Origin of the sequence: Campylobacter sp. CNRCH_2015_0338h, from assembly GCF_025772785.1 — a bacterium.
In the GTDB taxonomy this organism is placed as follows: Bacteria; Campylobacterota; Campylobacteria; order Campylobacterales; family Campylobacteraceae; genus Campylobacter_D.
The window spans coordinates 69,202-93,513 of record NZ_JAKMST010000003.1 but is presented as its reverse complement, the minus strand read 5'-3'; the positions used below and the strand labels follow the sequence as shown (position 1 = coordinate 93,513).

Sequence of the window (24,312 nt, the reverse complement as noted above, 5' to 3'; positions counted from 1 at the left end):
CATAAAACATCCTTTTCATCCGCACTCCTTTTTAGTTAAAATTCCCCATCTTTAAAGAAAGGAGGATTAAAATGGAAATCCAACAATTAGAAAAAATCATTTTAGATTTAAAACTAAGAGTTGAAGCATTAGAAAGCAAAGTGGCTTTATTGGAAAAGGATAAAAACACTTCGCAACACTTTAGTCTTGATACTCCAGATTTAATTAGTGACAAAGATTAATCCTTATTAAGTATCAAAGCGTTTTCAACCCTTAAAGCCAAGCTAATATCAAGAGAGATGAATTTATTTAAAGTCGAAAAAATATATTCATCAACACTTTTATTATCTTGGCTAGAAAGTGTTTCAAGCACCTTATAATGCTCATCTTTAATTTTAATTTTTAAATTAAGCTCTTTCACTCACACTCCTTTTTTGGTTTTCTTCCTCTTTTTGGTATATTTGTAAGATTAGAACGCACATCTACCCAAAACTCATGTGGAATTCCATATAGCCTTTTAAACTCTATTTGTTTTTTAAAAGATACTCTTCTCTTATTTATTTTTATATCTCGAGTCATGCTTTCAGAATAATGCTTTTTTAAAATTTTTGTTATTTTGTAATAATCGATTTTTTTCATATCGTAAGAATACATTATGTAATCTTAAAATTATTTTAAATATTAAGGTTAAGTATGCTTTTTGTATTTACAAAATATGATACAATTTGTATAAAAAATAATACTTATTGTCGATATTTTTGTTTTAATTTTATAGATTAGGTAAAGATATGAAAAATGTAGATACTAAAAAATTACAGGACTTACTATACTCCAAATTTTCCAACTATCAAGACTTTATACAAGCATGTTCTAAAAAAGGATACAACCCTTCACTATCTACGGTAAAATCATGGTTTAATAATAATCTGCAAGGCACAAGAAGCCCGAGTATTAATAAGTTACCTATAATAGCAGAGATTTTAAATGTTCCAATTGAAGAGTTGTTATCCTTTACCTCAACAAATAAAAACCACAATCAAATCGAATTTAAATACTATCCTGATATTTCTGCTTCAGCTGGATATGGAGTTTTAGCACAAGATATAAATTATACTAGTATTTGTGTTGATGGAAGTTTTCTAAAAGAGATTTTAGACATTCCTATAAAAAAAAGCTACGATATTATAAAAATAAATGGCGATAGCATGGAGCCACTTTTAACACATGGAGATTTTGTTGTTATTGATAGAAGCAAAAATACTCTTGGTACTATATCGAGTGCTGATATAGTTATTTTTAGACAAGGCGAAGATTTATATTGTAAAAAAATTAAAAAAGAAGCTTTTTGCGATTTTATTTATTTAGTATCTGAAAACAAGGACTACAAAGAAGTTAAAATTAGCGATTTTGCACAGTGTGAAATCATAGGGGTGGTTGTATCAAAAATGACAGTTGAAACCTTTAAAAATTTTATAGAGTTTGTAAGATGATAAATGTTAAAGAACTATTATGCATTAAAAAATATCCAAAAATACAACAAACTTATATATTGCCAAGTCTTGAAAATTCTAAATCTTTAAAAATAGAATTACAATGCAATGATGATAAATATCATAAAGAGAATTTTATACTTGATATTTCAAGATCTAGCGTACAATTCCAAAGAAAAACAAACCAATACCGCTACAATGCAATTAATGTAATAGCAAGAATTGATTTTTATTCTTCTCATACAAATCCAGAATTTAATCCAAATAAAATTCCAAGCGATAAAAGATTATCAGAACTTATGGAAAAATATAGCGAATTTAGATTTAGAAACGAAAATCATATCCATATTTTTATGGAAAATTATGCAGATAAATGGGCTTTCCCTTTAAATGAATTTAATATCAAATCAAATGAAGATTTTTTAAATCAAAGTTATGATTTTTGTCAATTTTGTAATATAATAAATATAAAATTTGCAAAAGGTGATTTATTTTGTTAAATATAGAAAATCTTATGAATTCTTATTTTTCTTATGTTAAAAACAGCTTTGATGTATCCAAAATAGAAAATAGCATATATGAAGTTACAACACCATTTTTAGATAAAAGCAATGATAATATTTTATTTTATATAGAAAAAAAAGATGATTTGATAGAGTTAAGCGATGGTGGAGAAACCTTAAGAAATTTATCATTAAGCGGTTTTGATTTTAATTCTCAAAAAAGATTAAAAGAATTAGAAATAATTCTTAATGGCTTCAATATTCAAAAAAACAATGATATTTTATTTACTCGTGCAAATGAAAGTGATTTTGCAAAAAAACAACATAATCTCATACAAGCACTTATAAGTGTTAATGATATGTTTGTGTTAGCTCAAGGCAAAATACAAAGCTTCTTTTTTGATGATGTAAAAAATTTTTTTGAAGAAAATTTTATTAGATATACAGAAAATATTAGTTTGGACGGAAAAAGTCATTTAAATCATAAATTTGATTTTTTAATTACAAAATCTTCACAGCAAAAAGAAAGACTTATAAAAATAATTAATAATCCAAAGAATGATAATTTAAAGGCAACATTATTCTCTTTTATGGATTTACCTCAAGAAAGAAAAGCTAATGCTGATAATATTATTATTTTTAACAATAAGGAAGGTAGAAATATGGACGCTTTAGTCAACGCTTCAAAAGAGCATAATGTAAAAGCATTTCTTTGGAGCAAAAGAAAAGAATATATAGATTATTTAGTGGCTTAAATATAATAGGCAAAAATGAAAAAACTTATAATTTTATCACTATTAACAACTCTAGCCTTAGCTAATTACACACAATATAAACCAAGTGAAGATTTTGCAAAGTATTTTACTAAACAAAACTGCTCTCAAGTTTTAGATAAATTTTATTATATTAATTGCTATGATTATAACTACAAAGGTACTAAAGCAGTAGCTTATAAATTAGAAGCAGATAATCTAAAAGGCGAACAAATCAAAAAGCGCCCGCGCTTTGAAGATGATACAAATATACCTAAAAAATATCGTACCACTTGGAGTGATTATAAAAATAGTGGTTATGATAGAGGACATACCCTTTCTAATGCCTCTATGAGAAAAACTACTCAAGCTCAAAGAAGTACATTCTTAATGAGTAATATTACTCCGCAAAATCCACAAATTAATCAAAAAGTATGGAATAAGATTGAAAAAAGAGAAAGGCAAATAGCTTTAAAGCTTGGAGAAATTGAAGTTTTAAATTTAGTTAATTATGATAGCAACCCTCAAAGAATAAAAAATCAAATTGCTATTCCAAACTCTTATATCAAGATTATAAAAGGTAATAATTTTAAAGAATGCTATAAAGTTCCAAATTATGAAGTGGAAAATTTAAGTATAAAAAGATATAAGTTTAATTGTGATAAAATATAACAGAATGGAATACTCTTTGCTTAATTTTGTTAATATTTATTATATTAATATAATATAAAAATAAGAGAGGATTAAAATGGACAATTTAAAACTAGAAAATAGAAAAATAATAGATGTGTGCGATTTGTTTGTAACTTTTAAAAGTGATGTGGAAAATTTATTTTCTATAATTAAAATAGATAACACAAGTCCAAAAATAGAAAGGCTGTCTATTTTTAGTATTCCACAAGAAGTTAGACAGATTGATCCTAATTTAAAATATCAACCTACTTACAAACTTACATTTGAAGGCAAAGACACTAGTATTTTTTTAGGTGACGATATTATAGGTTTTAATTTATCTAAAAACAAAGCAGATGAGACAAATATTGACTTTATTTTCAAAATACTAGAACTCATTGAAGAAGAAATTCAATCGGTAGCAAGAATAGGTATAAAGAGAATATTTAATAACGAATCTATAAATAACCAATTAAGTCTAAAAATAAATAATATTGATAAAACAAAAAACTTCTCACAAATCAAGCTTAAAGAAGACAATTGTCTAACCACCATAACAAATGCGGAAAATCATCAAGTTGTAATTGATGACAATAGAAAAACAAATGGATATTTAATTGAAATTATCACATTTTACGATAATTTAGAGATAATTAAACATAATACAATCAAAGAAAATATTAATAATCTATACGTATTACAAGAAAAAAAATATAATGAAATAATAGGAGAATGATTGTGAATACCTTAACAATCAACACCAATAATACTACAAATTTCAAAAATATAACAGATAACATACCAAATATAATAGAAATTATACTAGATATAATAAAAACTATGCCGGATATAATAAAAACTATGCCGGATATAATAAAAACATTATTATATCTATTTAAATCTGCAGGTATGGAATATTCTAATCAGCCCGATATATCACTAGAAATCGTACAATATCAAGATGTGTATTTCATAGACACCAAAACAAATAACATAGCAAATGAACTAGCAATATATACGGACACAGAAAAATATTTTTTACTAGAGAAATATAAAGATATATTATGTGAATTGATACACAAAATTTACATAGTATCATACAATCAAGAAGCAAAAGAAATTGATTACGAAAAAGAGCTACAACAAACATATAAATTTTATTTCACAAAATTTAAAAAAAATAGTATTATAGAACAACCAGAAAAAGAACTTTTATTTGAATATAGAGATGCAATTGATAAAATAAAAAACTATATCCTAGAGGCTAAACCAAATTCTTTAAATTTCTTTTATTCTGCATATGCTTTAAATGAATTATTTGGTTGTTATATTGATGATTATTTGGAACTTTTAGATTATTTATGTATTAATGAAGATCTTGTTAAATTAGGAAAAAATTTCTATATGGAAAATAAAAAATTTAATGTATTGTGATAATGAAATGGATAGTATAAAATCCCGTTTTAATACAATAAATAAAATAATGGTAAAATTTCAAAAAATTAGAACTGTGCAGCCAATATCATCAGGTTCTACATGCCAAAAGGTTATACATGAGGTTATAGCTTTAGTGGGCTATATTATCGATAAAAAAGAAATAGATTATGCACTATTACAAGAAATGACAGAAAGTAAATGGTCGATGCCCTTACAGTTAGCAGTAGATAAAATTAAAAAAAATTTAAATAAAGAAAATAAAGAAAATAAAGAAAATAAAGAAATAAATACTTCCTTGCAAAAAATATTATGCAATTATTGTAGCGGTAAATATCTAAAAATAGATAGTGATACAAAAGAAAAATTTACTAAAGAAATATGCGGATAAATATTTAAACTATATTCCCTCAATACCCCATCAACCTTTTATATCCATCACAGCCAAGTTGATAACCGCCATCACAAGCTAAGCCATAGTATTTTTTTGCTTGTTTAAAATCTACCCTTATGCCTTTTCCATTTTCATAAAGTCCACCAACAACTCCACAGCTTACACTATCTTTATATTTATCACATAAAAGTTTTAAATTTAAAAAAGCTCGTCTTATAGTATCTGGTTTTATTAAAAGTGCAGTATTTTTTTTACAGGCACAGGGCATGTCTATTATATCAGATTGTAATTTATCATTATAATACAAAGGACACGCATAAGCCCGATTAACTTCAAAATCACTCATCTTTTTTAGTAGCTTTAATGCCTCTATAGCTTTTGTATCATTAGTTTTATTTAAAGCAAAATCTATCAATTCTGATGATTTTTTCCAACTATCTAAAGCTATCAAGCGATTAATTTCTTTATACTTTTTATCTTTGTCCATATCAAGAATTAAACCAACATAAGCCATTATTTCAATCAAATTAAATATATTGCTCTCAACTTTAAAATTTCCATCTATAGCAAAATTATTATAAATATATAAACAAGCTTCTTTATTCTTTTTATCATAGCAATCGCTAAAAGATTTTTTGTATAGTTTTTCTTCTGAAAGATTAAAATTTTTGCTTTTATAACCAACAGCATGTTTTTCTATATACGCAGACATTTCAATCTCTCTTCGCTCACACACATCAAACCCAAAAGCATATATACATACAAATAAAATCAGTAATTTTTTCAACAACAACCCTTTATTTTGCCTCTATTTTATACTCAAAATTATATCATAAAAAATAAAATACATTTTGTATTCTTTTTAATAATTATTTAAGCATACTTTTTGTATTCTTTCTTCATCGAAACAAATGAAACCTAAGAAACAAAAAAGGATTTAAAATGTTAGATAGTTGCTGCCTTGATTTAGAAAAAAGAGAAAGAGAAGCTGATACTCTAGCTAAAGAGCTTATGTATGATGAGAGTATGAGTGGTAAAAATCTTTTTTATCTTAAAGATTTGATAGAAGATTTTATAACAGATCTTGAGTGCAAAATGGAAGATTGGGAGTTTTCAACTTCTTTAGAAACTTACAAAGAAAATGTTGAGTTTGAGATTTGGGATTTAATATCCAAAGTAAAGGAAACGCAAAAAACTTTAAATGCTATTAAAGCTTAACAAAGTCTTTTACTAAAAAGACTTGATTAAGCTTTTGACTGCTTGGAAATTAAGCTTTACTATCGCGTTGATAGTTCTTATAGCAGAAGGGTTAGCAAGTTATCCAAAAACTTGGCTTAGTATAAATGTTTATAGTGCTATTTTATGTTTTCTTGCACTTTAAAAATGACAGAAAACTAAGGGTTTAAGAAAAATTTTGTATAATTATAAAGTTTAAGTTGCTAACTTATCTCGGTGTTGAGAAAGGAGGCTCTAAAATGTTAGATAAAATTTTAACAATTTTAATCTTAATCTTAGAGCTAATTAGAGAGCTTATAAAACTCTAATACTTTTTAACACAGATAAATTTTAACTAAATCCGCTTAGCATAAACTTAAACAATTATACAATACCGAGATTTGCGGATTTACTCGGCTTTCTTAAACCCCTTTTATACTCAAATGAGCGCAAAGATTTTTGTTTTGATTTTACATCACATTCATTAAGTTTTTTTCATTGCGATTACTCCTTAATTATAAACAATAAGACATATTTTTTCCTTTTTGCTTTGCGCTCTTTTGAGTATAAAGATTTTGAAAGGAATATCAATGAGAGCAGAAGTAATAAACAAAAAGGCATACGTTCGTTTTGATGATTATGCAAATGAAGTCAGCGAATATAAAAAGAAAATAGTTTTATTAGAAGAAAAACTAAAAGAAGCTAAAGACTTATTTAAAAGTGAAAATAACTTAAGAATGGCTATAGAAGTTGAAAACATTAAACTATTAAGCTTATTAACAAAGGAGCTTTGATGTTGTTATTTTTCAAAAAAGATGATGATTTAAAAATAAAGCTTTTCAAAGCCCAGCATCATATCAGGCTTAAAAACAAAGCAATAAATCAAAGCTTATTGGCTTTAGAAGAAAAAGAAAAAGAGCTTAGAAAACTTCACTCTTTTAAAATAAAAATACTTGATGAGTTAGGGCTTATAGCTATGGATAACGCTGAAGAATTAGCAATTAAAAAAATAAAAACACTAAAGGAGAAAACAAATGAAATATAAAATCATAGATTTAGAACAAGGCTCTAAAGAATGGCTTGAGTTTAGAAAAGGAAAAATCACAGCTAGTATAGTCGCTTCTTGCATTGGTGAAAAAGGTGCTTTTTTAAGCAAAGAAAAGGCAAAAGAACTTATACAAGGACTTTTTGAGCCATATACCAATAAAGCCATGCAAAAAGGTAGAGAGTATGAGGAATTAATCAGAGCAAAAATGGAATTTATGATAGGAAAAGATATAACTCCTATTGTTATTCAAAGCTTAGAAAATGATCTTTTTATGGCTTCTTTAGATGGTATAGATGATGAAAAAACAATATACGAGTTTAAATACTCAACTAACAACGAAGAATACGAGCAAGTGTTAAAATTTAAAAAACCTAGCCCAAAATACTACGCTCAAGTCCAATTTCAACTTTTTGTAGGTGGTTTTGAAAAATGTGTTTTTGCAGTCTTAAATGAGAATGATGATTTGACTTATTGTGTGGTTAAAAGCGATAAGGAATATCAAGATTTTATGCTTAGAAAAATAGATGAGTTTATAAAAGATTATCTCGTTAATCAAAAAAGCGACTACAAAAAACTTGATGATGCTCATGCAAAAGAATTAGCCTTAGAAATAATTAGACTTGAAAGCACAATGAAGCCTATAAAAGAAAAACTAGAAGCTCTTAAAAAAGAATTTATAGAGCTAGCAAATGGTGAGAAAGTTAAATGCTTGGATATTAGTGTTTATCCGCAAAATAGAACAACGATTGATTATAAAGGCTTTTTAGATTTTACTAAATTAGAAATCCCAAAAGAATATATAAGACAAAGCACTTCAATGTGTTTAAAAATCAAAAAAGGAGCATAAAATGAGTGAATTAGTAGTAGCTGAAAAAACACAAAAAAATAATTTTAACTTTAATCCATATGAATTAGCACTAGTTAAAGGAGATTTATCAAAATTAAGTGATGAAGAAAGAACTTCTTATGTAAAAAGTATTTGCGATAGTTTAGGCATCAATATGCTAACTAAGCCTTTTGAGTACATTGAACTTAATGGCAAATTAACTCTTTATGCAACAAAAACAGCAACAGATCAGTTAAGACAAATCCATAAAGTATCTATCACTAAAACAGAAGCTAATCAAATTGGAGATATTTATATGGTTACGGTTTATGCTAGCACTCCAGATGGTAGAACAGATTGCGACACAGGAGCTTTAAATATTAAAAATTTGGGCGGAGATAACCTAGCAAATGCTTTAATGAAAGCCATAACTAAAGCTAAAAGGCGCGTTACTTTAAGTATTTGCGGTCTTGGAATGTTAGATGAGAGTGAATTAGATACTATCAGAGACTATAACAATACTAAAGCAACGCTAATAAAAGATGAAGCAAATGAGCTAAAAAAACTTGGGCTTGAACTAAGAAAAACCTTAGAGGATATGGGTTTAAATAAAGAAGAACAAAATGCATTTATCAAAAACAACAATATCTTTACAAGAGAGAAAATAAAAGAATTGTTAGATGATAAAAATAAAATATTCGAACTTAAACAAGGACTAAAAAATGATACCAACATTTAAAGCAAATTATGAAGTGGCAAATTATCAGCCACTACTTGAATATTTAAACGAAGGTGGTTTATATGGTGGCTATTTTAGAAAAATATTCTTATATGATACTATCGGCAACACAGGCCATACAAATACTTTTGTAAAATGTGAATTTGTATGCCAAAAACACAATAAATTAGCTGATTTTAATTTATTTATTGCAAAGAATGGAGATTTTACATACACAACTTCAAAAGGCGAAAAGGAAAGCTACTTAGGCTTTAGACAACTTAACGCAATAATGCTATTTTTAGGTATAGAAGAACTTGATCTTAGCAAAAAAACAAAAGCAAATATCTACGGAAAAGAAACAGAAGCTACAAGTCTTGATGAGCTAACAAATAAAACTTTGCTTTTGGGTTTTGACACAGAAGAGTTTTTAAATAAAAACAATCAAGTTGAAAATAAAATAGTACTTAGTAGAATTTTTAACTCAAAACTACAAAGTCTTGATGAATTTAAAAACCAAAAAGAGCCAGTTGCATATAAAAACTTTAAAGCCAGACACAAAAAATTACCACAAGAGCAAAATGAGTTTCAAGTTCAAAGCATTTCATTTGATCCATATGCACAAAATTTTAATCAAAAACCTCAACAAACTCATACTTTAAATACCACCTTAGAAGATGATGGTGAGCTTCCATTTTAAAGTAAGTAAAAATGTTAAAAGAAAAAATTAACACAGCCATAGAACACGCAAGAGCTTTGGCTTTAATTAACAAAGAATGCTTAGAGTTGATTGACTACATGGAAGAGTGTGATGAGGATGAATTAAGATCTAATTTAGATGACTTAAAAAAACTCTTGATAAAAGCAAAAGAATTATTGAAAGGCGAAAAATGACAAGAGAACAATTTAATGAAATCAAAGAAAGATTAACTAAATATAGAGAAATAAGGCATTTAACCTATGAAAATCAACAAGCAGAGTTTTTAGGTAATGCTTTTGAAAAAGTTAGTGAGTATTTTAAGGCAAAAGATGACTTAGAAAAAGTAAAAGCACTTTGTGATATTGCAGTATTTTGTTTTAATGCTTTTGATTTAAAACTTGGAGCATTTTCAAATATAAAAAGAGCAAGTATGATTCATTTGATTGACCATTTTACAAGCTATTTTATAGAACACAACAATAAGACAGTTTATAATAATAACAAAGATGAAGATTTTGAATATTTATTAATTGTTGAGATAGAGATTTTAGTTAAAAACTTAGGCTTTGATTTCTATAAATGCATGATTGAAACAATTAAAGAAATAGAAAGTAAAAATATAGGCAATTACTGTGAATATGAAAATAAGTTTTATCAAATGTCTGGTGCTTATACCTTAGATGAGGCATACAAATTAGCGTTTTATCGCGAATCAAATGAACCAAGTCTAAATGGAAAAACTAAACCTAAATTACACAAAGAAGATAACATAATATGGACTTTTAAATACAAAAGTGCGTTAGGTGGTGATATAGAATTAAATTTCATTAAATGGTATAAAGCTGATTATGAGAGTTGCAAGCTATGATTACAAAAACAATAAGATCTGCTTTAAATGCCCTCTCAAAAGCTTTTAATATTATTATCTCAATATTAGCTTTAACTTTTGCATTTCTTGGGATTTGTGCAATTATCATAGGATTATTTATTCTTGAAATTTTCTCAAAAGATAATCTTAAAAAATATAAAAGGATGTTTAAATTAGATAAAACATACTAAAATCTTCAAATCTACAAACAAAGAAGTTGTTTATAAAATACTTTTTGATAAAATTATCAAAAATAAAAAAAGGAGGAGGGGTAATGAATGGAAATAAACTATTGAAATCTTTAGCAGATGGTGTGTTGAAAATAAATGAAACTTCTATTGATGTAGCGGTTTTAGAAAATGGTATAAGAATTATTACTCATAGCGGGGTATTTAAAGCCTTAGGAAGAGAACCAAGGGGAAATGCAAGATTAGATCAAATACCCGCTTTTATGGATGCAAAAAATCTCCAACCACTGATTTCTTCGGAACTTAAAACCCAGATCAACCGAATTTCATATTTGGATAAAAACGGCAAAGTTAAAGAAGGTTATAATGCCGATATATTACCTTTAGTGGCTGATTTATATTTAAAAGCAAGAGAAGAAAATATTTTAACACAAGCACAAATAGAAACAGCCAAAAAAGCAGAGATTTTAATTCGTTCTTTGGCTAGACTTGGAATTACAGCTTTAGTTGATGAAGCAACAGGTTATCAATATGAGAGAGAAAGAGATGAACTTCAAAAAATACTAAAAGCTTATATTAGCGAAGAATTACTTAAGTGGGAAAAAAGATTTCCAGATGATTTTTATAAGGAATTATTTAGACTTAATGGTTGGGATTTTACAACAAAAGGGATACAAAAACGCCCAGCAATAATAGGAAAATGGACTAATGTGCTTATTTACGAACAACTTCCAAAAGGAGTTTTAGAAGAATTAAAAGAAAAAACTCCCAAAAATGCAAGATATCATCAAAGTTTATCTAAAGACATAGGACAGCCAAATTTAACAGCACAAATATATAAGGTTATAGGTATAATGCAAACTAGTGATAATATGAAACAAATGTGGGAAAACTTCAAAAAGATAAAAATAAGAGAACAAGAAGAAGATATAGAATTTGATGAAAAAGGTAGATTGAAGGAAAAATAGTCATAATAATTTTTCTAAAAAATGAGAAAAATACATTATTATTATTTTTAATAAAAGATAATTAAAACCCTTTTTCGAAATTTCGAAAAAATTTTAAATAAGGAAAACCAATGAAAAACTTAGAAAAATATAGAAAAGAAATATTTAAAGATGAGACTTCAGCAGGTGATGAAGGTGTTATAGCAGAAAGTATAGATATAGTAAATGATAAGTTTGAGCTTAATCAAGAACAAATGCTACAAGCCCTTAACTTTTTATATAGTATTAAAGATAGTTTTTTAGGAAGAACAAAAAAAGAACCATTTGATAATATTGTGAATGAATTATCTTCTAAAATTATAAAATATCTAAGACCAAAATTGATTGTATCAGAAGAAGAATTCAAAGAAAAAATTGATGAATTTTTATTAGATTATGGCTTAAAAATAGATATGCAAGAAATCAGCCCTTATGAAAAAATGTATAACATATACAAAGAATGGCAATTAGAAGATAATGATAATTTATTTTTTAATTTAAAATCTGTAGGTATGTGGATAGAATGGTTTAAAGGTAACTATAAATATATATTTGATTTACATTTTTCTATAGTAGAAAGCAAGGGAAGTAATATCGTACAGATAAGGCTTAGCAATAAGCAAAAAGGTGAGTTGCAAAAAAAAGCTAATGAAGTTGGTTTACCACTTACGCAATATATTATTTTTCTTATTACAAAAGATTTAAAAGATTCGTAAATCTTTTTAACAAATTTGTTAAAAAGATACATATCAATTACTTATCATTTTATATTCTTTTATATTGACAAATGATATTGTTTTATATATAATTTGATTTATAAATGAATTTATTATGATAAGGAAATGATATGACAGATTTAATTCCGCTTAGACACAACAATCAAATTTTAGCTAGAGATTTGCATTTTTTTATTGATGCTAAGAGACAATTTGCAAATTGGATAAACGAAAGAATTGAAAATTACGATTTCATTGAAAATCAAGACTACATTATAGAACTTGTTTATACAAAAGGTCGCCCACGCAAAGAATACTATGTAACCTTAGATATGGCAAAAGAGCTTTGTATGGTTGAAAACAATGAAAAAGGTAGACAAGCAAGGCGTTATTTTATAGAATGTGAAAAACGCCTTAAAAACCTCGAAAAAGAACAAATGCAAAAACTAGCTTTTAGACAGAGCTTAGGTTATAAATCTCAACTTAAACAGCAAAAGCTAAAATATGAAAATGAGATTAAAGCTTTAAAGTATGATTTAGAACATAAAAACGAGTTAAGCTTTAAAAGAAGACTTAGCAATGAGGAATTATTAGAGCTTAGGAAAATACTTGCTCGTGATTATAACATTCTTTGCATGAAAGAGTGGGAGTTTAGTTTATTTGCAGAAAAAATAGGAAAAAATGAAGTTTTTGAAGCTATCTTAAAAAGACTAGAAAACAAATTATACTACTATAAAAACTACGATGATATAGAAAAATTTTATTCAAAACACCCATTCTTTAAAAAACAATTCTAAAGGAAATAAAATGGCTATAATTTATGACAAAAATGGAAATATTATTATAGAAAAAACTGAATTTAGTTTGAGCGAACTACTTGATTTTTGCAGAAAGCAAAAAATATCTTTAAAAAATGCTAATTTTAAAGAGCAAAATTTAACAGGCGTAGATTTTAATAGTTTGGATCTAATCGGGGCTGATTTCACTAATGCCATTTTACAATGTTGCGATTTTCAATCAAGCATTATATCAAATGCTGTTTTTACAAATGCTGTTTTAAAAAACGCTTATGTGCAAGATGTAATTGCAAATGAAACTAATTTTAAAAATTGCTCGCTACAAAACATTTTTTCAAATTCTGCTAGATTTATAGATTGTGATTTTAGCGGGGCTGATTTAAGAGAAAACAATTTCTTAAAAACAAGAATTACAAATCCATTTTTTAAAAATACTTTAATTTCAAATACCATAGGAGATATGGAAAATATATGCTCATTACAAGTAGAAAAATTTTCTATATCCTTTAATTCTCAAGATATAGCCATAGGTTGCAAACAAGAAAGCATATCATGGTGGAAAAATGTAAAAAATGAAGAGTTAAACGATGGCCGTGAAGATTATACGCAAGTATGGAATGCATACAAAGACATTTTGTTTAAAATCATCAATATAAAATACAATATTTAAAGGAAACCCCATGTCAAATATAGAATTTTTAACACCAAAGCAAGTAGAGCAAATGTATGGATTAAACCCTTTACAACAATTTAGAGCAAGAAGCAATGGCATGCCACACTACAAGATTGATGTTAAAACAATCAGGTACAAAAAAACAGAACTAGATCATTGGTTTAAATCTAAAAAAGTTATCATTTAAAATCAAATGGACACAAGGAATTTAAGTATTCGCCATACCAACTCATAAGCTGTTTCCTTAAATCAATGGCCTTACTTCTATTATAAGCTCTTTCAACTTCACTTCCATTTACATGGTGCAATATCATCTCAGCGATATCTTTGCCTATGCCAAGTTTTATAAGCTCGTTGCTTTTTTCTGTACATATACTCCTAAAAGTACTTCTAAATCCATGTATTGTATGTTTCAAATCATACATTTTGAAAAACTTGCTTGCAAAGTTATCGCTAATGCATTTATCAAAATTAAAAAACACATATTCTTTGTTTATATTAAACATCTTTTGCATTTGTAATATTTTTAATGCATATTCATTCAATGGGATAATATTTCCACCATTACTTTTTACCTTCATATCTTCAGCTTGTATAACCCAAAGATTATTATCAAAATCTATCTCACTCCATTTAGCAAATCGTATGTTTTTACTTCTTTGCGCTGTCAAAAGCGTAAAATAAATTGCATTTATAATATTCACATTAACCCTAGCTCTTTGTCTGTATTCTTTCATACATTCGAGCATAAACTTAACCTCTTTTTCTTCTACCAAAGCTTTAAAATGCTTCACATTGCAATCATCATTGATTAATCTATAGTACTTTTGTAAATCTTTCAAATCTGCAATAATGCTAGTTTTTAATTCTCCTCTTTGTCTTGCAAGTTCTAAAATTCTGCAAATAAAAGCAATACTTTTATTTAAAGTTGAATAAATATTTTTTGAATTCATATGATCATAAATAGGAAGAAAGTCTTTCTTTTCTAGCAAATTAATAGGCTTTTCTCCTAGCATAGGCTGTATGTATTTTACAAAAGTCCCCTGCTCCTTTTTGATAGTAAAATATGAAAGTTTTTTTCCTATAGTTTCCATATAATGATCATTTGCTATATTTAATGTAAATTTTTTATTCTTATTATCGATAAAATCCCCGCTTCTTAATTGTTGCAAAATCTTAATCGCTTCCTTTCTAGCTTCTGCAAGACTTAACAATCCTTTTCTAAACTCTCCTATGGTTATATATTTTTTTAATTTTTGCTCTCTAAGTTGAAAAACTTTTCTACCTGTAGGATGAATTTTTAAATAAAGCTCTTTTGGCTCACCGAGCGGAACTAAGTATTGTTTTTCCTTTATTTCTAATGCTTCTATATCACTTTGAGAGAGTGCCATTTTCGCCCCTTTATACCCAAAAAATACCAAAAATATACCCAATACCTATAAAAAATAACACTGGGTATAAAATGGGTATTGAAATTATATCAAATAAATGAAATAAAAGAAATAAATAAAATACTACAAATGCCTAAAAATAGATGTTTAAAGAAATATAAGAAATGTATTTAAATAATAATGGTGTCCCCAGCAAGGTTTGAACTTGCGGCCTCAGAATTAGGAATTCTGCGCTCTATCCAGCTGAGCTATGAGGACAAATATTTTTATTATTTTAAGAAAAAATTTATTTTATAGAGCTTAAATTTTAAGCTCTATAAAAAAACATTTTGGATTTTCATCAAAACCTAAAATTCCATTATGTGCATCAATAATTTGTTTTGACAAAGAAAGTCCTAGACCATTGCCTTTTAACTTAGTTGTTTTAAAAGCTTCAAAAACCATTTTTTTATCTTTGATACTTACCCCGTTATCATAAACTTTGATAAAGATTTTATCTTCTTTTTGCTCACATTTAACTTTTATACAACCATCATCATTTTCACTTTCTTCAATAGCATCTATGGCATTATACAGCAAATTTTGCAAAACCAAAGCAAGCAAAGATTTATCTGCGTTGATTTTTAAATCTAAAATTTCAAATGTAAAATCAATATTAGCTAGATAATTATAAGCTCCAATAGCTTGTTCGCATTCATCTTGTAATTCTTTTAAATTAAATTCATTTAAATTAACATGCACTCCTTTTGTAAAAAGCAAAGTAGAATTTACAATACGCTCCACCCTAGAAATTGCCTTTTGAATTTCTAATACTATATGCTTATTTTTCAACTCACTTCTTTCAAACAAAGTAGAACTTAACAAAGAAATAGAACCGATAGGATTGCGTATTTCATGTGCTAGGTGTGCTGCTACTGTACCCATACTGGCTAATCTTTCATTCCTTTTTTCATCGCTAATATCAGTGGCGCTAACTATAAGTTTATCCGCATGAGAGGTGACTTTTATTAAATAAAATTTATGATCAAACTCAAGCTCATAATGAGTTTTTTCAAGATCAATTTTTTCTAAAAGTTTTGGTTGTTGATTAGCTAAGTTATTTTGAAGTGTTATCTTTTTATTAGTATCTAAAACCCACAAAGCCATTGGTAAGACTTCTATAATTTCATTCATTGTTTGCATTAACTCTGTATGGTTTTTTATCAATTGATTGTAAGCATTTTCTACTACAAAAGTTTGCTCTATTAAAAATTTTAAACCTTTTTGGAAATCTTCCTTTTCACTAGAATCTAAACTTTTTAAAATTTTCTCATCCACACTTAATCCTTAATTAAAAATTGAAAATCTTCTAAAGTATATAAAAGCAAATTACGCTCCTTATTTAGAATAAGCTCTTTACTAAAGCCACTCTTTGAAAAAAGCACATATAAATTAGGTTGAATTTGCAACTGTTTTGCTTTGTTTTTTAAGGTATTTAAAATATTTTTACATATTTTTCTTTCTTTAAATTTAACCTCACCTAAAACACAAAAATTTTCTTTTTTATAATAAAGATCTATCTCACAATAATAATTCCAAAAACTATACACCTGCTCTACCTTAAGCTTTTTAGCTAAAAATTCTTTACACAAAAGCTCAAAAGTAAAGCTTTGATATTTTTCTAAATTTTCTTGGATTATTCCCATTAGCTTGTTGTATCTTTTCATCGTAATTAAGTTTAAATTAGGATATATAAAATAAAAGAAAAATCTCAATCCTTGATTTTTAAAAACAACCTTATCTTGAATGCTATATGAGCGTAATTCTTTTTTAATCTTTTGTCTTTTATTTTTCACAATAGGCTTTTCTTGACTTTTTTCCAAAGTCAAAATATTTTTTTCTAAAAGTTTATTAACAAGTCCTAGAGCTTGAAAATGCGGAATAGATTTATTGATAGAATAGCGTTTTCTATCATTTTTACTTAAAACGCTCAAAGCCTTCAAAGCATTATCATCTAAATTTAAATAATATAAAATATCAAAAGCTTTTAAAATAAAAACATTTAAAATATTATCATATAAACTTAATTTCAAATCAAATTCAAACTCATCAAAAATACTATAAAAATCAAAAATATTTTTAAGCTCCAAAGTTTCACAGCATTTTGAAAAATCACTAAAATTTATAACCACATCCTTATTTTAAATATTTTGTATGATATAATTTTAACAAATTTTTGGGGGATTTTTTTGAATATTGAAACATTAAAACAAGATATTATTTTAAAAAAAGGCATATATTATTTTGATTTTACAGCTAGCGCTTTAGCATTAAAAAGTATAGAAAAAGAAATAAAAAAAATTCTTACAACTTATGCAAATACACATTCAGATAGCTCTTTAAATTCTTTCATCACACAGCAACATTATGAAAATGCAAGAACAAATTTAAAAAAATACCTTGAATTAGATAATAGCTTTGCTCTTATAGCTTGCGGGAGTGGATCTTCAGCTGCTATTAAAAAATTTCAAGAACTTTTAGGTCTATATATACCCCCGCTTATTAAAGAAAAATACTTTAAAAATACAGATAAAAGCACCTTACCTTTAGTTATAGTAGGACCTTATGAACATCACTCTAACGAACTTTCATTCAGAGAAGCTTTGTGTGAATGCGTTCGCATACCCTTAGATAAAAAAGGCGAGTTAGATTATGCTTTTTTGGAAAAATTGTTAAAAAAATCCAAAAACAGACAAATCATAGCAAGCTTTAACGCTGCTTCAAATGTCACAGGAATTTTAAGTGATTATAAAAAAATCTACACTCTAATCAAACAATATGATGGCGTAGTCGCCTTTGATATTTCCACCTTAGCTCCTTATGCTAACTTAAATCCTAAATTTTACGATGCAGTGTTTATCAGTTCTCATAAATTACTTGGTGGTGTAGGATCTTGTGGCTTACTTGCTATTAAAAAAAATCTATGTGGTAATACTCCTAGCTTTGCTGCAGGTGGAACCGTAGGCTATGTTTCAAGAACTTCTCAGCAATACTTATGCGAGGTTGAAAATTTAGAAGAAGGTGGCACACCTGGAATTATTCAACTTATTAGAGCAAGTTTAGCTTTTAAAGTACGCAATGAAATAGGTTTAAAAAATATAGAAAAAAAAGAAAAAGAGCTTTGTGAGTATTTTTTAAAACAATGTACAAATTTTCCAAAAATGATCTTATATGCAAAAAATATCACCCATAGATTGCCTATTTTTGCTTTTAACATAGAAGGAATTTCTCCTTTTGATTTAGCTTACAAACTAAGCAAAACTTATAAGATAGAAACAAGAGCAGGCTGTGCTTGCGCAGGACCCTATGGGCATGATTTACTAAAATTAAAAGATAATCAAGAGCTAAAATTTAAACCAGGTTGGCTAAGAGTGGGTTTTCATTATACACACACAAAAGAAGATATAGAGTATTTTTTTAAAGCCTTGAAAGCAAGTATCAAGGCTTTAAGTTGATTATTGTAAATCGTATTTTTCTACGATTTTTTGGTAAGTACCATCAGCTTTAACTTTTTCTAAACCTGCATTAATTTTTTGAACAAGCTCAGTTTGTTTTCCTTTATCAAAAGCTATACAAAATCCTGAACTTCCATCATTTTCTTCTAAAAATGCTTCTAACTCTTCATTAGTTTTTAAATAACCTTTACCGATATCTTTATCTGTTAAAACTGCATCAACTTTACCAGCTTTTAAAGCCAAAATTGCAGCTAACATTTCTTCGCTAGCCACCACTTGAGCATTTGGAATAGCCTTAGCAGCACTTTCTTGGATGGTTCCAAGTTGAACACCTATTTTTTTACCTTCCAAACTTTGTTTATCGCTAATACTAGAATCTGTTTTTAGTTTTAAATATAAATTTTTGGTATTAAAATAAGTATCACTAAAATCCATACTAGTAAGTCTTTGTGGTGTTGAACTCATAGCAGAAGCTATCATATCAATCTTTCCAGCTTTTAAAGCAGGAATCAAACCATCAAAACTCATGTTTACCCACTCAAGTTTTAAATTTTCTCTTTTTGCAATCTCTTCTAGTAAATCAACATCAAATCCGGTAATTTTTGCATCTTTAACAAAATCAAAAGGAGGATAATTTGCAGCTATACCTACTTTATAAACTTTTTCACTAGAAGCACTAGCTTGATTTTTATCGCTTGAGCAAGCACCTAAAGCCAATATACCAAATAACGCCAAAACAACATATAATATTTTTTTCATTTCTTTCCTTTATTAAAAATTAAAAATAAAATTGATAAATGATTATAATGTGTTTAAACGCCTGTATTTCTTCATATCCGCCTCCTTGTATAATAAATGTAGCATAATTATAGCAGAAAAAAGTTTTTTGTAAAGACTTGATAGCAAATATTTTTTATTTAAGTTATTTTTTATATATTTTAATTAACAAATTTATATTTTTACCTTTTTACTAATCATTAAAACATAGCCTATTCCAAGACAAATAGACCACATTGAACTACCTCCATAGCTTAAAAGCGGCACAGCAACACCTTTTAATGGAGTCAAGGAAATAATTCCAAAAGCATTCATAAAAAATGAAAATAATAAAAGCAAAGCTACACCCGAACAAAACAAAAAATGAACTTTATTTTCACAACGCCCTGCTATTCTAAAAATTCGAAGTATTACCATCAAATATATAAAACAAATAATACTTAATCCCAATAATCCTATCTCTTCAGTAATCCCTGATAAGACAAAGTCCGTATGGACCTCACTTAAAAATCCTAGTTTAAAAGTTCCAAGCCCTAAACCCTCTCCAAAAAATCCACCATGAGCTATAGCATTTAAACTATGTGAAATTTGATAAGGCTCTGAGTTGTGACTTACTCTTAAAACACTTGCTAACCAATCAGGAAAGAAAGGTAAAAACGCATCTTGGATATTTCCCCACCAAGCAGAAATACGCTGAATTCTTCTTTGATTACTTAAGATTACCAAAACCCCAATCATTCCAACAATAACCACACCAAAAGCAAAAAGTCTTTTACTAGCTCCTGCAAAAAAAGCTAAAGCAAAAACCAAGAAAAAAGAAATAACGCTTTGCCCTAAATCATTTTGTGTCATATAAATATAACCAATAACAAAAGCAGCTAAAATAAAATAAGGAATTAAAATTAAAACTTCATGTTTGATTGCTTTTTTGCTATCATCAATTCTTCTTGTATAAGACCAAGCAAGGAAATAAATCAAACCTATTTTAAAAAATTCAACTGGAGAGATAGATAAAGGACCAAGCCTAATCCACCTTTTAGCACCACCTGCTGCAGTAGCAAGAAAGGTAGGCAGAAAAGGTAAAATAAGTATAAATAAAAAAGAGATGAGTAAAACGCTTATCATCAAATAATGCGCCATTTTACTATCAGGATTTAATCTTGAAACAAAATAAATAATAGCTATACCACTAAGCCCAAAAAAAAGCTGTCTGATAAAAAAATGAAATTCATTATATTCTAAATAAAGAACAGTAAAAGCACTTAAAGAATATGAAAAAAGTATTCCTATAGTTATAAGAATGCAACTTAAAAAAAATAACTTTCTATCAGCAACCAATGTTATTCCCTAAATTTTTATAAAAAATTAATTTTAATAAATTGCAACTTAAAATGATGTTATTTTAGCATCAAGTATTATTTTTATATAAAGATTTTAAACTCTCATAAGCAAGCTGAATTTTCTCAAATTCTTCACGGCAATAAACTTGTTCGATCTTACTTTTACCTTGATGGCGATCAGGATGATAAATTTTAACCAAATTAAGATAATTTTGTCTAATAGTAGCAAAATCATCACTAGAATTACATCCTAGTGTTTGAAAATAATTTTCAAAAAGCTTTGCTAGAGCATTAAATTTCCAATTAGTACTAGCTTTGTTTTTCATTTTATTTCTAAATTCTAAAAGCTGAGTTTCATTAATCGTAAAATCAACACAATATTTCAAATGCTCATTTACACTAGCTAAAATTTCTAAAAGATTTAAAGTATTATCATCTTTGTATTCTACTGAAAATATACAATTTTTTTCATCATACAAGCTTTTATGATCTTTAAAATACTGCTCTAAATACACAGCAAATAATTTTTCATTCGAACTTAGTGTGATTAAAATATTCTTTTGTGCAAAGCCTATTTTAGCAAAGATTACAGGCTTTAAAGTATTTGCTTGAGCAAGATTTAATTTAAAGGTTTTATAATGTGCAAAAGCAAGATTATCAATTTGATTTCCAGTGTTTTTTTTATATTTATGATTAACAAGTTTTAAAAAATATCTTCTTTGAGGAATTTCATTTTCTACAAAAAAAGACAAGGTTTTATTTTTATTACCTATAACTTTGGAAAAATTTTTACGGATAAGATCTTGAAAATATTTAAACATTAAAAAATCATCAGTATTAACACTAACTGATTCTAAAGTTTGCACTACTTGCATAAAATCCTCTCTATAAACCTAACTCCACAAAAATGCTTGCTCATTTAAAGCACTAGTGTGTTTTAAAATTTCATTTGGACTATAATCGGCTTTATATGCTAAAGATTGACACCCTTTTACAAAATATCCCAAATAAATATATTTTAATTTTTTTAATTGTGCAAGTTTAATTTCTGTTAAAAGTGAGTATTTACCAAGACTTAGATGGGAAAAATCAGGATCATAAAAACAATATATACTAGAAATTCCATCTTCTAAAATATCAATCAAATCAACACAAACTAACTTATTGTCTATATAAAAATCAAGCTCATATCCAAAAGTACCAGCATTATCTACATAAAGATTATAATATTTTCTAAAATTTAAATCATAAATTTTCCAATTTCTTTTATCTTTTTGGTAATGGTGATATTTTTCATAAAGCAATAAATGCTCATCACTTAAAGAAGGTTTTTGTAAGATTATTTTAGTGGCTGTATTTTTTTTCAAAACCCTGCGATAACTTTTGCTAAAATGAAAATTTTCTACTAAAATACGTAAATTTTGACATTCATTGCAATCATTACATATTGGTCTTGAAAAATACGAACCAAAGCGACGCCAACCTCTTGAAACTAGTTCTTGATTTTGTGTTTTTGTGATAAAAGATATATAATTATACTCATTTCTACAGTACCTATTTTCAAGATAAGGGCATTCTTCTTCTAAAGTACAAAAACCAATAATATTATTCATTAGATCTTTTTAATATCGCTATTTTTTACAAATTCCATAAATTCATTGGCCAAACGCTCTTCTTTTAAAAACATATCTTCAAATTCTTGCTCTTGTTTTTTATCTTCCTTTTGCTTAGCTAAATCTTTTTGTATAGCATCTAAGTCAGTATTTTTCATACTTACTCCACTTTTACTCGCTTTAACCTTTTCTTTTTTTGTTTGACCTTGTTCTTTTTGGAGTGCTTTTTTTATATCTTTTAATTCATCTAAAAAACTCATGATTGTCTACTTTCTTTTATCTTTTGTAAAGTCGCAGCTATTGCAGCAATTACTTCTTCTTTGTTTTCTTGGTGTCTATCTTCTGTTTTTTCTAAAAGCTCTTCCATATGTGTTTCTATAAAAGAAGTATCAAAATACCCTCTTCTAAATTCTCTTATTTTGGTAATTGCAATCAAAAATGGCACAGTTGTTCTAATATCATCAATCACAAATTCTTTCAAAGCCCTCTCGAGTCTATTAACCGCACTATCATAACTTGAACCTTTAACGATTAATTTTGCAAGCAAAGAATCATAATAAGGTGGCACGGTATAGTCTTTATATAAATGACTATCCACTCTTACAGATGGCCCTAAAGCTGGAAAATATTCTGTGATTTTGCCCGGACTTGGAATGAAATTTTTCCATACATTTTCTGCTGTAATCCTAGCTTCTATCGCAAAACCTCTTGGTTTTATATCACTTTGTTCAAGATCTAAAATTTCCCCATTTGCTATACGAATTTGTCTTGTGATAAGATCAATTCCTGTGATTTCTTCTGTGATTGGGTGTTCTACTTGAATTCTTGTATTCATTTCCATAAAATAAAATCTATTATAATCATCAAGTAAAAACTCAACCGTCCCAACATTCGTATAACCCACAGCTTTTGCAGCAGCTACTGCGGTAACTCCTATGGTTTTTCTTAGTTTTTCTGAGATACTTGGACAAGGTGCTATTTCAATGATTTTTTGATGTCTTCTTTGTATTGAGCAATCTCTTTCACAAAGATGAATGATATTACCATAATTATCTGCTAAAATTTGAAACTCAATATGCCTTGGATTAATAACATATTTTTCCATAAAAACTTCATCATTTTTAAAAAAGCTTAATGCCTCTCTCTTACAAGCTTCAAAAGATTTTTCTAAATCTTCTTCTTTATGTACTACGCGTATACCTCTACCACCACCGCCACCACTGGCTTTTAAAATCACTGGATAACCTATTTTTAAAGCTTGAAGTTTTATCTCTTCTAATGTACAATGATTTAATTTTTCAGTACCTGGAACTACAGGAATTCCATTTTTTTTCATTAAATATCTTGCTATATTTTTATTTCCCATTTTACGGATAACATCTGATTTTGGTCCTATAAAGATAATCCCTGCTTCTTCGCATTCTTTAGCAAACTCATAATTTTCACTTAAAAAGCCATATCCAGGATGTATAGCATCGGCTCCACAAGCTTTAGCAATTTCAACTATTCTTTTGCCATCTAAATACCCTCTTATAGCATCAGTTCCTATTCTATATGCTTCATCAGCAACTTTTACATGCAAACACTCATGATCAGGTTCAGTATAAACAGCAACACTTTTTATATGCAAATCCCTACAAGCACGGATTACCCTTACTGCAATCTCACCTCTATTAGCTATTAAAATCTTATGTATCATTACTTTGCCTTAAGCTAAAATATTATTCAAAGAAGATTA

The 24,312-nt window shown here is 27.4% G+C and carries 34 protein-coding genes and 1 tRNA gene; 22 read left to right on the top strand and 13 right to left on the bottom strand.

Features of this window, described 5'->3' with window-relative positions; genetic code table 11:
- Positions 1 to 71 precede the first annotated feature (71 nt).
- On the top strand, positions 72 to 221 hold the full coding sequence (locus tag L8X30_RS03010; protein WP_158100226.1) for a hypothetical protein: 150 nt from the start codon (positions 72 to 74) through the stop codon (positions 219 to 221).
- Here L8X30_RS03010 and L8X30_RS03005 read toward each other — a convergent pair.
- Positions 218 to 400 (bottom strand): hypothetical protein, encoded by a 183-nt coding sequence (locus tag L8X30_RS03005; RefSeq protein WP_087685558.1) that lies wholly within the window; start codon positions 398 to 400, stop codon positions 218 to 220. The two genes, L8X30_RS03010 and L8X30_RS03005, sit on opposite strands and share 4 nt — an antisense overlap.
- Positions 397 to 618, bottom strand: a complete 222-nt coding sequence (locus L8X30_RS03000) for a hypothetical protein (protein WP_220701497.1) — start codon at positions 616 to 618, stop codon at positions 397 to 399. The genes L8X30_RS03005 and L8X30_RS03000 overlap by 4 nt, the downstream gene beginning before the upstream one ends.
- A gap of 149 nt (positions 619 to 767) precedes the next feature.
- Here L8X30_RS03000 and L8X30_RS02995 point away from each other — a divergent pair, with 149 nt between their 5' ends.
- From L8X30_RS02995 to L8X30_RS02965, 7 genes are all read left to right on the top strand, one after another.
- The gene (locus tag L8X30_RS02995) at positions 768 to 1,469 is read left to right on the top strand and encodes an XRE family transcriptional regulator (protein WP_257402313.1); all 702 of its coding nucleotides are present in this window, start codon (positions 768 to 770) and stop codon (positions 1,467 to 1,469) included.
- Positions 1,466 to 1,969, top strand: coding sequence for a DUF6978 family protein (locus tag L8X30_RS02990; protein ID WP_263661545.1), 504 nt, complete (start codon positions 1,466 to 1,468; stop codon positions 1,967 to 1,969). Before L8X30_RS02995 ends, L8X30_RS02990 begins: the two co-directional genes overlap by 4 nt.
- Positions 1,963 to 2,727, top strand: coding sequence for a DUF1828 domain-containing protein (locus L8X30_RS02985; protein ID WP_074693037.1), 765 nt, complete (start codon positions 1,963 to 1,965; stop codon positions 2,725 to 2,727). The genes L8X30_RS02990 and L8X30_RS02985 overlap by 7 nt, the downstream gene beginning before the upstream one ends.
- Before the next feature lie 15 nt (positions 2,728 to 2,742).
- Positions 2,743 to 3,396, top strand: coding sequence for a DNA/RNA non-specific endonuclease (locus tag L8X30_RS02980; RefSeq protein ID WP_263678939.1), 654 nt, complete (start codon positions 2,743 to 2,745; stop codon positions 3,394 to 3,396).
- A 76-nt stretch (positions 3,397 to 3,472) separates the two neighbouring features.
- A complete protein-coding gene (locus tag L8X30_RS02975; RefSeq protein WP_263678937.1) occupies positions 3,473 to 4,132 on the top strand; it encodes a hypothetical protein in 660 nt (219 codons plus the stop codon).
- A gap of 2 nt (positions 4,133 to 4,134) precedes the next feature.
- Positions 4,135 to 4,830: a hypothetical protein gene (locus tag L8X30_RS02970; RefSeq protein WP_263678935.1), complete on the top strand. Its 696-nt coding sequence runs from the start codon at positions 4,135 to 4,137 to the stop codon at positions 4,828 to 4,830.
- Between the two features lie 7 nt (positions 4,831 to 4,837).
- Complete coding sequence (locus L8X30_RS02965; protein WP_263678933.1) at positions 4,838 to 5,221, top strand: hypothetical protein; 384 nt, start codon at positions 4,838 to 4,840, stop codon at positions 5,219 to 5,221.
- A gap of 19 nt (positions 5,222 to 5,240) precedes the next feature.
- Here the strand turns inward: L8X30_RS02965 and L8X30_RS02960 are convergent, their stop codons facing one another.
- A complete protein-coding gene (locus L8X30_RS02960) occupies positions 5,241 to 5,936 on the bottom strand; it encodes a sel1 repeat family protein (RefSeq protein ID WP_375154576.1) in 696 nt (231 codons plus the stop codon).
- A 230-nt stretch (positions 5,937 to 6,166) separates the two neighbouring features.
- Between L8X30_RS02960 and L8X30_RS02955 the strand changes: the two genes are divergently transcribed.
- From L8X30_RS02955 to L8X30_RS02895, 13 genes are all read left to right on the top strand, one after another.
- Positions 6,167 to 6,442: a hypothetical protein gene (locus tag L8X30_RS02955; RefSeq protein WP_263678931.1), complete on the top strand. Its 276-nt coding sequence runs from the start codon at positions 6,167 to 6,169 to the stop codon at positions 6,440 to 6,442.
- Between the two features lie 587 nt (positions 6,443 to 7,029).
- Positions 7,030 to 7,233 carry a hypothetical protein gene (locus tag L8X30_RS02950; protein ID WP_039625728.1) on the top strand — a complete coding sequence of 68 codons (204 nt, stop codon included), beginning with the start codon at positions 7,030 to 7,032 and terminating at the stop codon, positions 7,231 to 7,233.
- Positions 7,233 to 7,484, top strand: coding sequence for a hypothetical protein (locus L8X30_RS02945; protein WP_047208136.1), 252 nt, complete (start codon positions 7,233 to 7,235; stop codon positions 7,482 to 7,484). Before L8X30_RS02950 ends, L8X30_RS02945 begins: the two co-directional genes overlap by 1 nt.
- Positions 7,474 to 8,334: a lambda-exonuclease family protein gene (locus tag L8X30_RS02940; protein WP_263678927.1), complete on the top strand. Its 861-nt coding sequence runs from the start codon at positions 7,474 to 7,476 to the stop codon at positions 8,332 to 8,334. The genes L8X30_RS02945 and L8X30_RS02940 overlap by 11 nt, the downstream gene beginning before the upstream one ends.
- 1 nt (position 8,335) lies before the next feature.
- Positions 8,336 to 9,052, top strand: a complete 717-nt coding sequence (locus tag L8X30_RS02935) for a hypothetical protein (protein WP_263678925.1) — start codon at positions 8,336 to 8,338, stop codon at positions 9,050 to 9,052.
- Positions 9,036 to 9,731 carry a hypothetical protein gene (locus L8X30_RS02930; protein WP_263678923.1) on the top strand — a complete coding sequence of 232 codons (696 nt, stop codon included), beginning with the start codon at positions 9,036 to 9,038 and terminating at the stop codon, positions 9,729 to 9,731. Before L8X30_RS02935 ends, L8X30_RS02930 begins: the two co-directional genes overlap by 17 nt.
- An 11-nt stretch (positions 9,732 to 9,742) precedes the next feature.
- The gene (locus L8X30_RS02925) at positions 9,743 to 9,925 is read left to right on the top strand and encodes a hypothetical protein (RefSeq protein WP_047208132.1); all 183 of its coding nucleotides are present in this window, start codon (positions 9,743 to 9,745) and stop codon (positions 9,923 to 9,925) included.
- The gene (locus L8X30_RS02920; protein ID WP_263678921.1) at positions 9,922 to 10,599 is read left to right on the top strand and encodes a hypothetical protein; all 678 of its coding nucleotides are present in this window, start codon (positions 9,922 to 9,924) and stop codon (positions 10,597 to 10,599) included. The genes L8X30_RS02925 and L8X30_RS02920 overlap by 4 nt, the downstream gene beginning before the upstream one ends.
- A 274-nt stretch (positions 10,600 to 10,873) precedes the next feature.
- A complete protein-coding gene (locus L8X30_RS02915) occupies positions 10,874 to 11,755 on the top strand; it encodes a P63C domain-containing protein (protein WP_263678919.1) in 882 nt (293 codons plus the stop codon).
- Positions 11,756 to 11,865: 110 nt separating this feature from the next.
- Complete coding sequence (locus L8X30_RS02910; RefSeq protein WP_263678918.1) at positions 11,866 to 12,489, top strand: hypothetical protein; 624 nt, start codon at positions 11,866 to 11,868, stop codon at positions 12,487 to 12,489.
- Between the two features lie 131 nt (positions 12,490 to 12,620).
- A complete protein-coding gene (locus tag L8X30_RS02905; RefSeq protein ID WP_263678917.1) occupies positions 12,621 to 13,286 on the top strand; it encodes an antA/AntB antirepressor family protein in 666 nt (221 codons plus the stop codon).
- A gap of 10 nt (positions 13,287 to 13,296) precedes the next feature.
- Entirely contained in the window at positions 13,297 to 13,956 is a 660-nt protein-coding gene (locus tag L8X30_RS02900) for a pentapeptide repeat-containing protein (protein ID WP_263678916.1), read from the top strand.
- A gap of 10 nt (positions 13,957 to 13,966) precedes the next feature.
- Complete coding sequence (locus L8X30_RS02895; protein WP_039625719.1) at positions 13,967 to 14,146, top strand: DNA-binding protein; 180 nt, start codon at positions 13,967 to 13,969, stop codon at positions 14,144 to 14,146.
- Here L8X30_RS02895 and L8X30_RS02890 read toward each other — a convergent pair.
- The 4 genes from L8X30_RS02890 to L8X30_RS02875 form a co-directional block, all read right to left on the bottom strand.
- Positions 14,139 to 15,350, bottom strand: a complete 1,212-nt coding sequence (locus tag L8X30_RS02890; protein ID WP_263678914.1) for a tyrosine-type recombinase/integrase — start codon at positions 15,348 to 15,350, stop codon at positions 14,139 to 14,141. The two genes, L8X30_RS02895 and L8X30_RS02890, sit on opposite strands and share 8 nt — an antisense overlap.
- A 181-nt stretch (positions 15,351 to 15,531) precedes the next feature.
- Positions 15,532 to 15,608: transfer RNA gene (locus L8X30_RS02885), tRNA-Arg, on the bottom strand.
- Between the two features lie 42 nt (positions 15,609 to 15,650).
- On the bottom strand, positions 15,651 to 16,667 hold the full coding sequence (locus L8X30_RS02880; protein WP_263678913.1) for a sensor histidine kinase: 1,017 nt from the start codon (positions 16,665 to 16,667) through the stop codon (positions 15,651 to 15,653).
- 2 nt (positions 16,668 to 16,669) lie between these two features.
- Positions 16,670 to 17,521 carry a DUF234 domain-containing protein gene (locus L8X30_RS02875; RefSeq protein ID WP_263678912.1) on the bottom strand — a complete coding sequence of 284 codons (852 nt, stop codon included), beginning with the start codon at positions 17,519 to 17,521 and terminating at the stop codon, positions 16,670 to 16,672.
- 57 nt (positions 17,522 to 17,578) lie between these two features.
- Here L8X30_RS02875 and L8X30_RS02870 point away from each other — a divergent pair, with 57 nt between their 5' ends.
- Positions 17,579 to 18,844: an aminotransferase class V-fold PLP-dependent enzyme gene (locus tag L8X30_RS02870; RefSeq protein WP_263678910.1), complete on the top strand. Its 1,266-nt coding sequence runs from the start codon at positions 17,579 to 17,581 to the stop codon at positions 18,842 to 18,844.
- Here L8X30_RS02870 and L8X30_RS02865 read toward each other — a convergent pair whose 3' ends face one another.
- From L8X30_RS02865 to L8X30_RS02840, 6 genes are all read right to left on the bottom strand, one after another.
- Positions 18,845 to 19,603: a basic amino acid ABC transporter substrate-binding protein gene (locus L8X30_RS02865; RefSeq protein WP_263663955.1), complete on the bottom strand. Its 759-nt coding sequence runs from the start codon at positions 19,601 to 19,603 to the stop codon at positions 18,845 to 18,847. It abuts the gene before it with no gap.
- A gap of 192 nt (positions 19,604 to 19,795) precedes the next feature.
- Positions 19,796 to 20,959 (bottom strand): putative lipid II flippase FtsW, encoded by a 1,164-nt coding sequence (gene ftsW, locus L8X30_RS02860; protein ID WP_257397039.1) that lies wholly within the window; start codon positions 20,957 to 20,959, stop codon positions 19,796 to 19,798.
- A 70-nt stretch (positions 20,960 to 21,029) separates the two neighbouring features.
- Positions 21,030 to 21,836, bottom strand: a complete 807-nt coding sequence (locus tag L8X30_RS02855; RefSeq protein WP_263678909.1) for an adenylosuccinate lyase — start codon at positions 21,834 to 21,836, stop codon at positions 21,030 to 21,032.
- 18 nt (positions 21,837 to 21,854) lie between these two features.
- A complete protein-coding gene (locus L8X30_RS02850; protein WP_263663958.1) occupies positions 21,855 to 22,574 on the bottom strand; it encodes an arginyltransferase in 720 nt (239 codons plus the stop codon).
- Complete coding sequence (locus L8X30_RS02845) at positions 22,574 to 22,834, bottom strand: hypothetical protein (RefSeq protein ID WP_263678907.1); 261 nt, start codon at positions 22,832 to 22,834, stop codon at positions 22,574 to 22,576. The genes L8X30_RS02850 and L8X30_RS02845 overlap by 1 nt, the downstream gene beginning before the upstream one ends.
- A complete protein-coding gene (locus tag L8X30_RS02840) occupies positions 22,831 to 24,273 on the bottom strand; it encodes an acetyl-CoA carboxylase subunit A (RefSeq protein ID WP_039668233.1) in 1,443 nt (480 codons plus the stop codon). Before L8X30_RS02840 ends, L8X30_RS02845 begins: the two co-directional genes overlap by 4 nt.
- Between the last annotated feature and the right edge of the window lie 39 nt (positions 24,274 to 24,312).

Bases quoted from the DNA above. Each gene is read 5' to 3' on its own strand.
- L8X30_RS02950 (WP_039625728.1), top strand. From the start codon at position 7,030: ATGAGAGCAGAAGTAATAAACAAAAAGGCATACGTTCGTTTTGATGAT.
- L8X30_RS02895 (WP_039625719.1), top strand. From the start codon at position 13,967: ATGTCAAATATAGAATTTTTAACACCAAAGCAAGTAGAGCAAATGTAT.
- L8X30_RS02865 (WP_263663955.1), bottom strand. From the start codon at position 19,603: ATGAAAAAAATATTATATGTTGTTTTGGCGTTATTTGGTATATTGGCT.
- L8X30_RS02980 (WP_263678939.1), top strand. From the start codon at position 2,743: ATGAAAAAACTTATAATTTTATCACTATTAACAACTCTAGCCTTAGCT.
- L8X30_RS02995 (WP_257402313.1), top strand. From the start codon at position 768: ATGAAAAATGTAGATACTAAAAAATTACAGGACTTACTATACTCCAAA.
- L8X30_RS02855 (WP_263678909.1), bottom strand. From the start codon at position 21,836: ATGCAAGTAGTGCAAACTTTAGAATCAGTTAGTGTTAATACTGATGAT.
- L8X30_RS02845 (WP_263678907.1), bottom strand. From the start codon at position 22,834: ATGAGTTTTTTAGATGAATTAAAAGATATAAAAAAAGCACTCCAAAAA.
- L8X30_RS02915 (WP_263678919.1), top strand. From the start codon at position 10,874: ATGAATGGAAATAAACTATTGAAATCTTTAGCAGATGGTGTGTTGAAA.
- L8X30_RS02910 (WP_263678918.1), top strand. From the start codon at position 11,866: ATGAAAAACTTAGAAAAATATAGAAAAGAAATATTTAAAGATGAGACT.
- L8X30_RS02935 (WP_263678925.1), top strand. From the start codon at position 8,336: ATGAGTGAATTAGTAGTAGCTGAAAAAACACAAAAAAATAATTTTAAC.
- L8X30_RS02940 (WP_263678927.1), top strand. From the start codon at position 7,474: ATGAAATATAAAATCATAGATTTAGAACAAGGCTCTAAAGAATGGCTT.
- L8X30_RS02850 (WP_263663958.1), bottom strand. From the start codon at position 22,574: ATGAATAATATTATTGGTTTTTGTACTTTAGAAGAAGAATGCCCTTAT.
- L8X30_RS02930 (WP_263678923.1), top strand. From the start codon at position 9,036: ATGATACCAACATTTAAAGCAAATTATGAAGTGGCAAATTATCAGCCA.
- L8X30_RS03010 (WP_158100226.1), top strand. From the start codon at position 72: ATGGAAATCCAACAATTAGAAAAAATCATTTTAGATTTAAAACTAAGA.
- L8X30_RS02955 (WP_263678931.1), top strand. From the start codon at position 6,167: ATGTTAGATAGTTGCTGCCTTGATTTAGAAAAAAGAGAAAGAGAAGCT.
- L8X30_RS02945 (WP_047208136.1), top strand. From the start codon at position 7,233: ATGTTGTTATTTTTCAAAAAAGATGATGATTTAAAAATAAAGCTTTTC.
- L8X30_RS02925 (WP_047208132.1), top strand. From the start codon at position 9,743: ATGTTAAAAGAAAAAATTAACACAGCCATAGAACACGCAAGAGCTTTG.
- L8X30_RS02905 (WP_263678917.1), top strand. From the start codon at position 12,621: ATGACAGATTTAATTCCGCTTAGACACAACAATCAAATTTTAGCTAGA.
- L8X30_RS03000 (WP_220701497.1), bottom strand. From the start codon at position 618: ATGAAAAAAATCGATTATTACAAAATAACAAAAATTTTAAAAAAGCAT.
- L8X30_RS02840 (WP_039668233.1), bottom strand. From the start codon at position 24,273: ATGATACATAAGATTTTAATAGCTAATAGAGGTGAGATTGCAGTAAGG.
- L8X30_RS02965 (WP_263678933.1), top strand. From the start codon at position 4,838: ATGGATAGTATAAAATCCCGTTTTAATACAATAAATAAAATAATGGTA.
- L8X30_RS02975 (WP_263678937.1), top strand. From the start codon at position 3,473: ATGGACAATTTAAAACTAGAAAATAGAAAAATAATAGATGTGTGCGAT.
- L8X30_RS02960 (WP_375154576.1), bottom strand. From the start codon at position 5,936: ATGTCTGCGTATATAGAAAAACATGCTGTTGGTTATAAAAGCAAAAAT.
- L8X30_RS02900 (WP_263678916.1), top strand. From the start codon at position 13,297: ATGGCTATAATTTATGACAAAAATGGAAATATTATTATAGAAAAAACT.
- L8X30_RS02890 (WP_263678914.1), bottom strand. From the start codon at position 15,350: ATGGCACTCTCTCAAAGTGATATAGAAGCATTAGAAATAAAGGAAAAA.
- L8X30_RS02990 (WP_263661545.1), top strand. From the start codon at position 1,466: ATGATAAATGTTAAAGAACTATTATGCATTAAAAAATATCCAAAAATA.
- L8X30_RS02920 (WP_263678921.1), top strand. From the start codon at position 9,922: ATGACAAGAGAACAATTTAATGAAATCAAAGAAAGATTAACTAAATAT.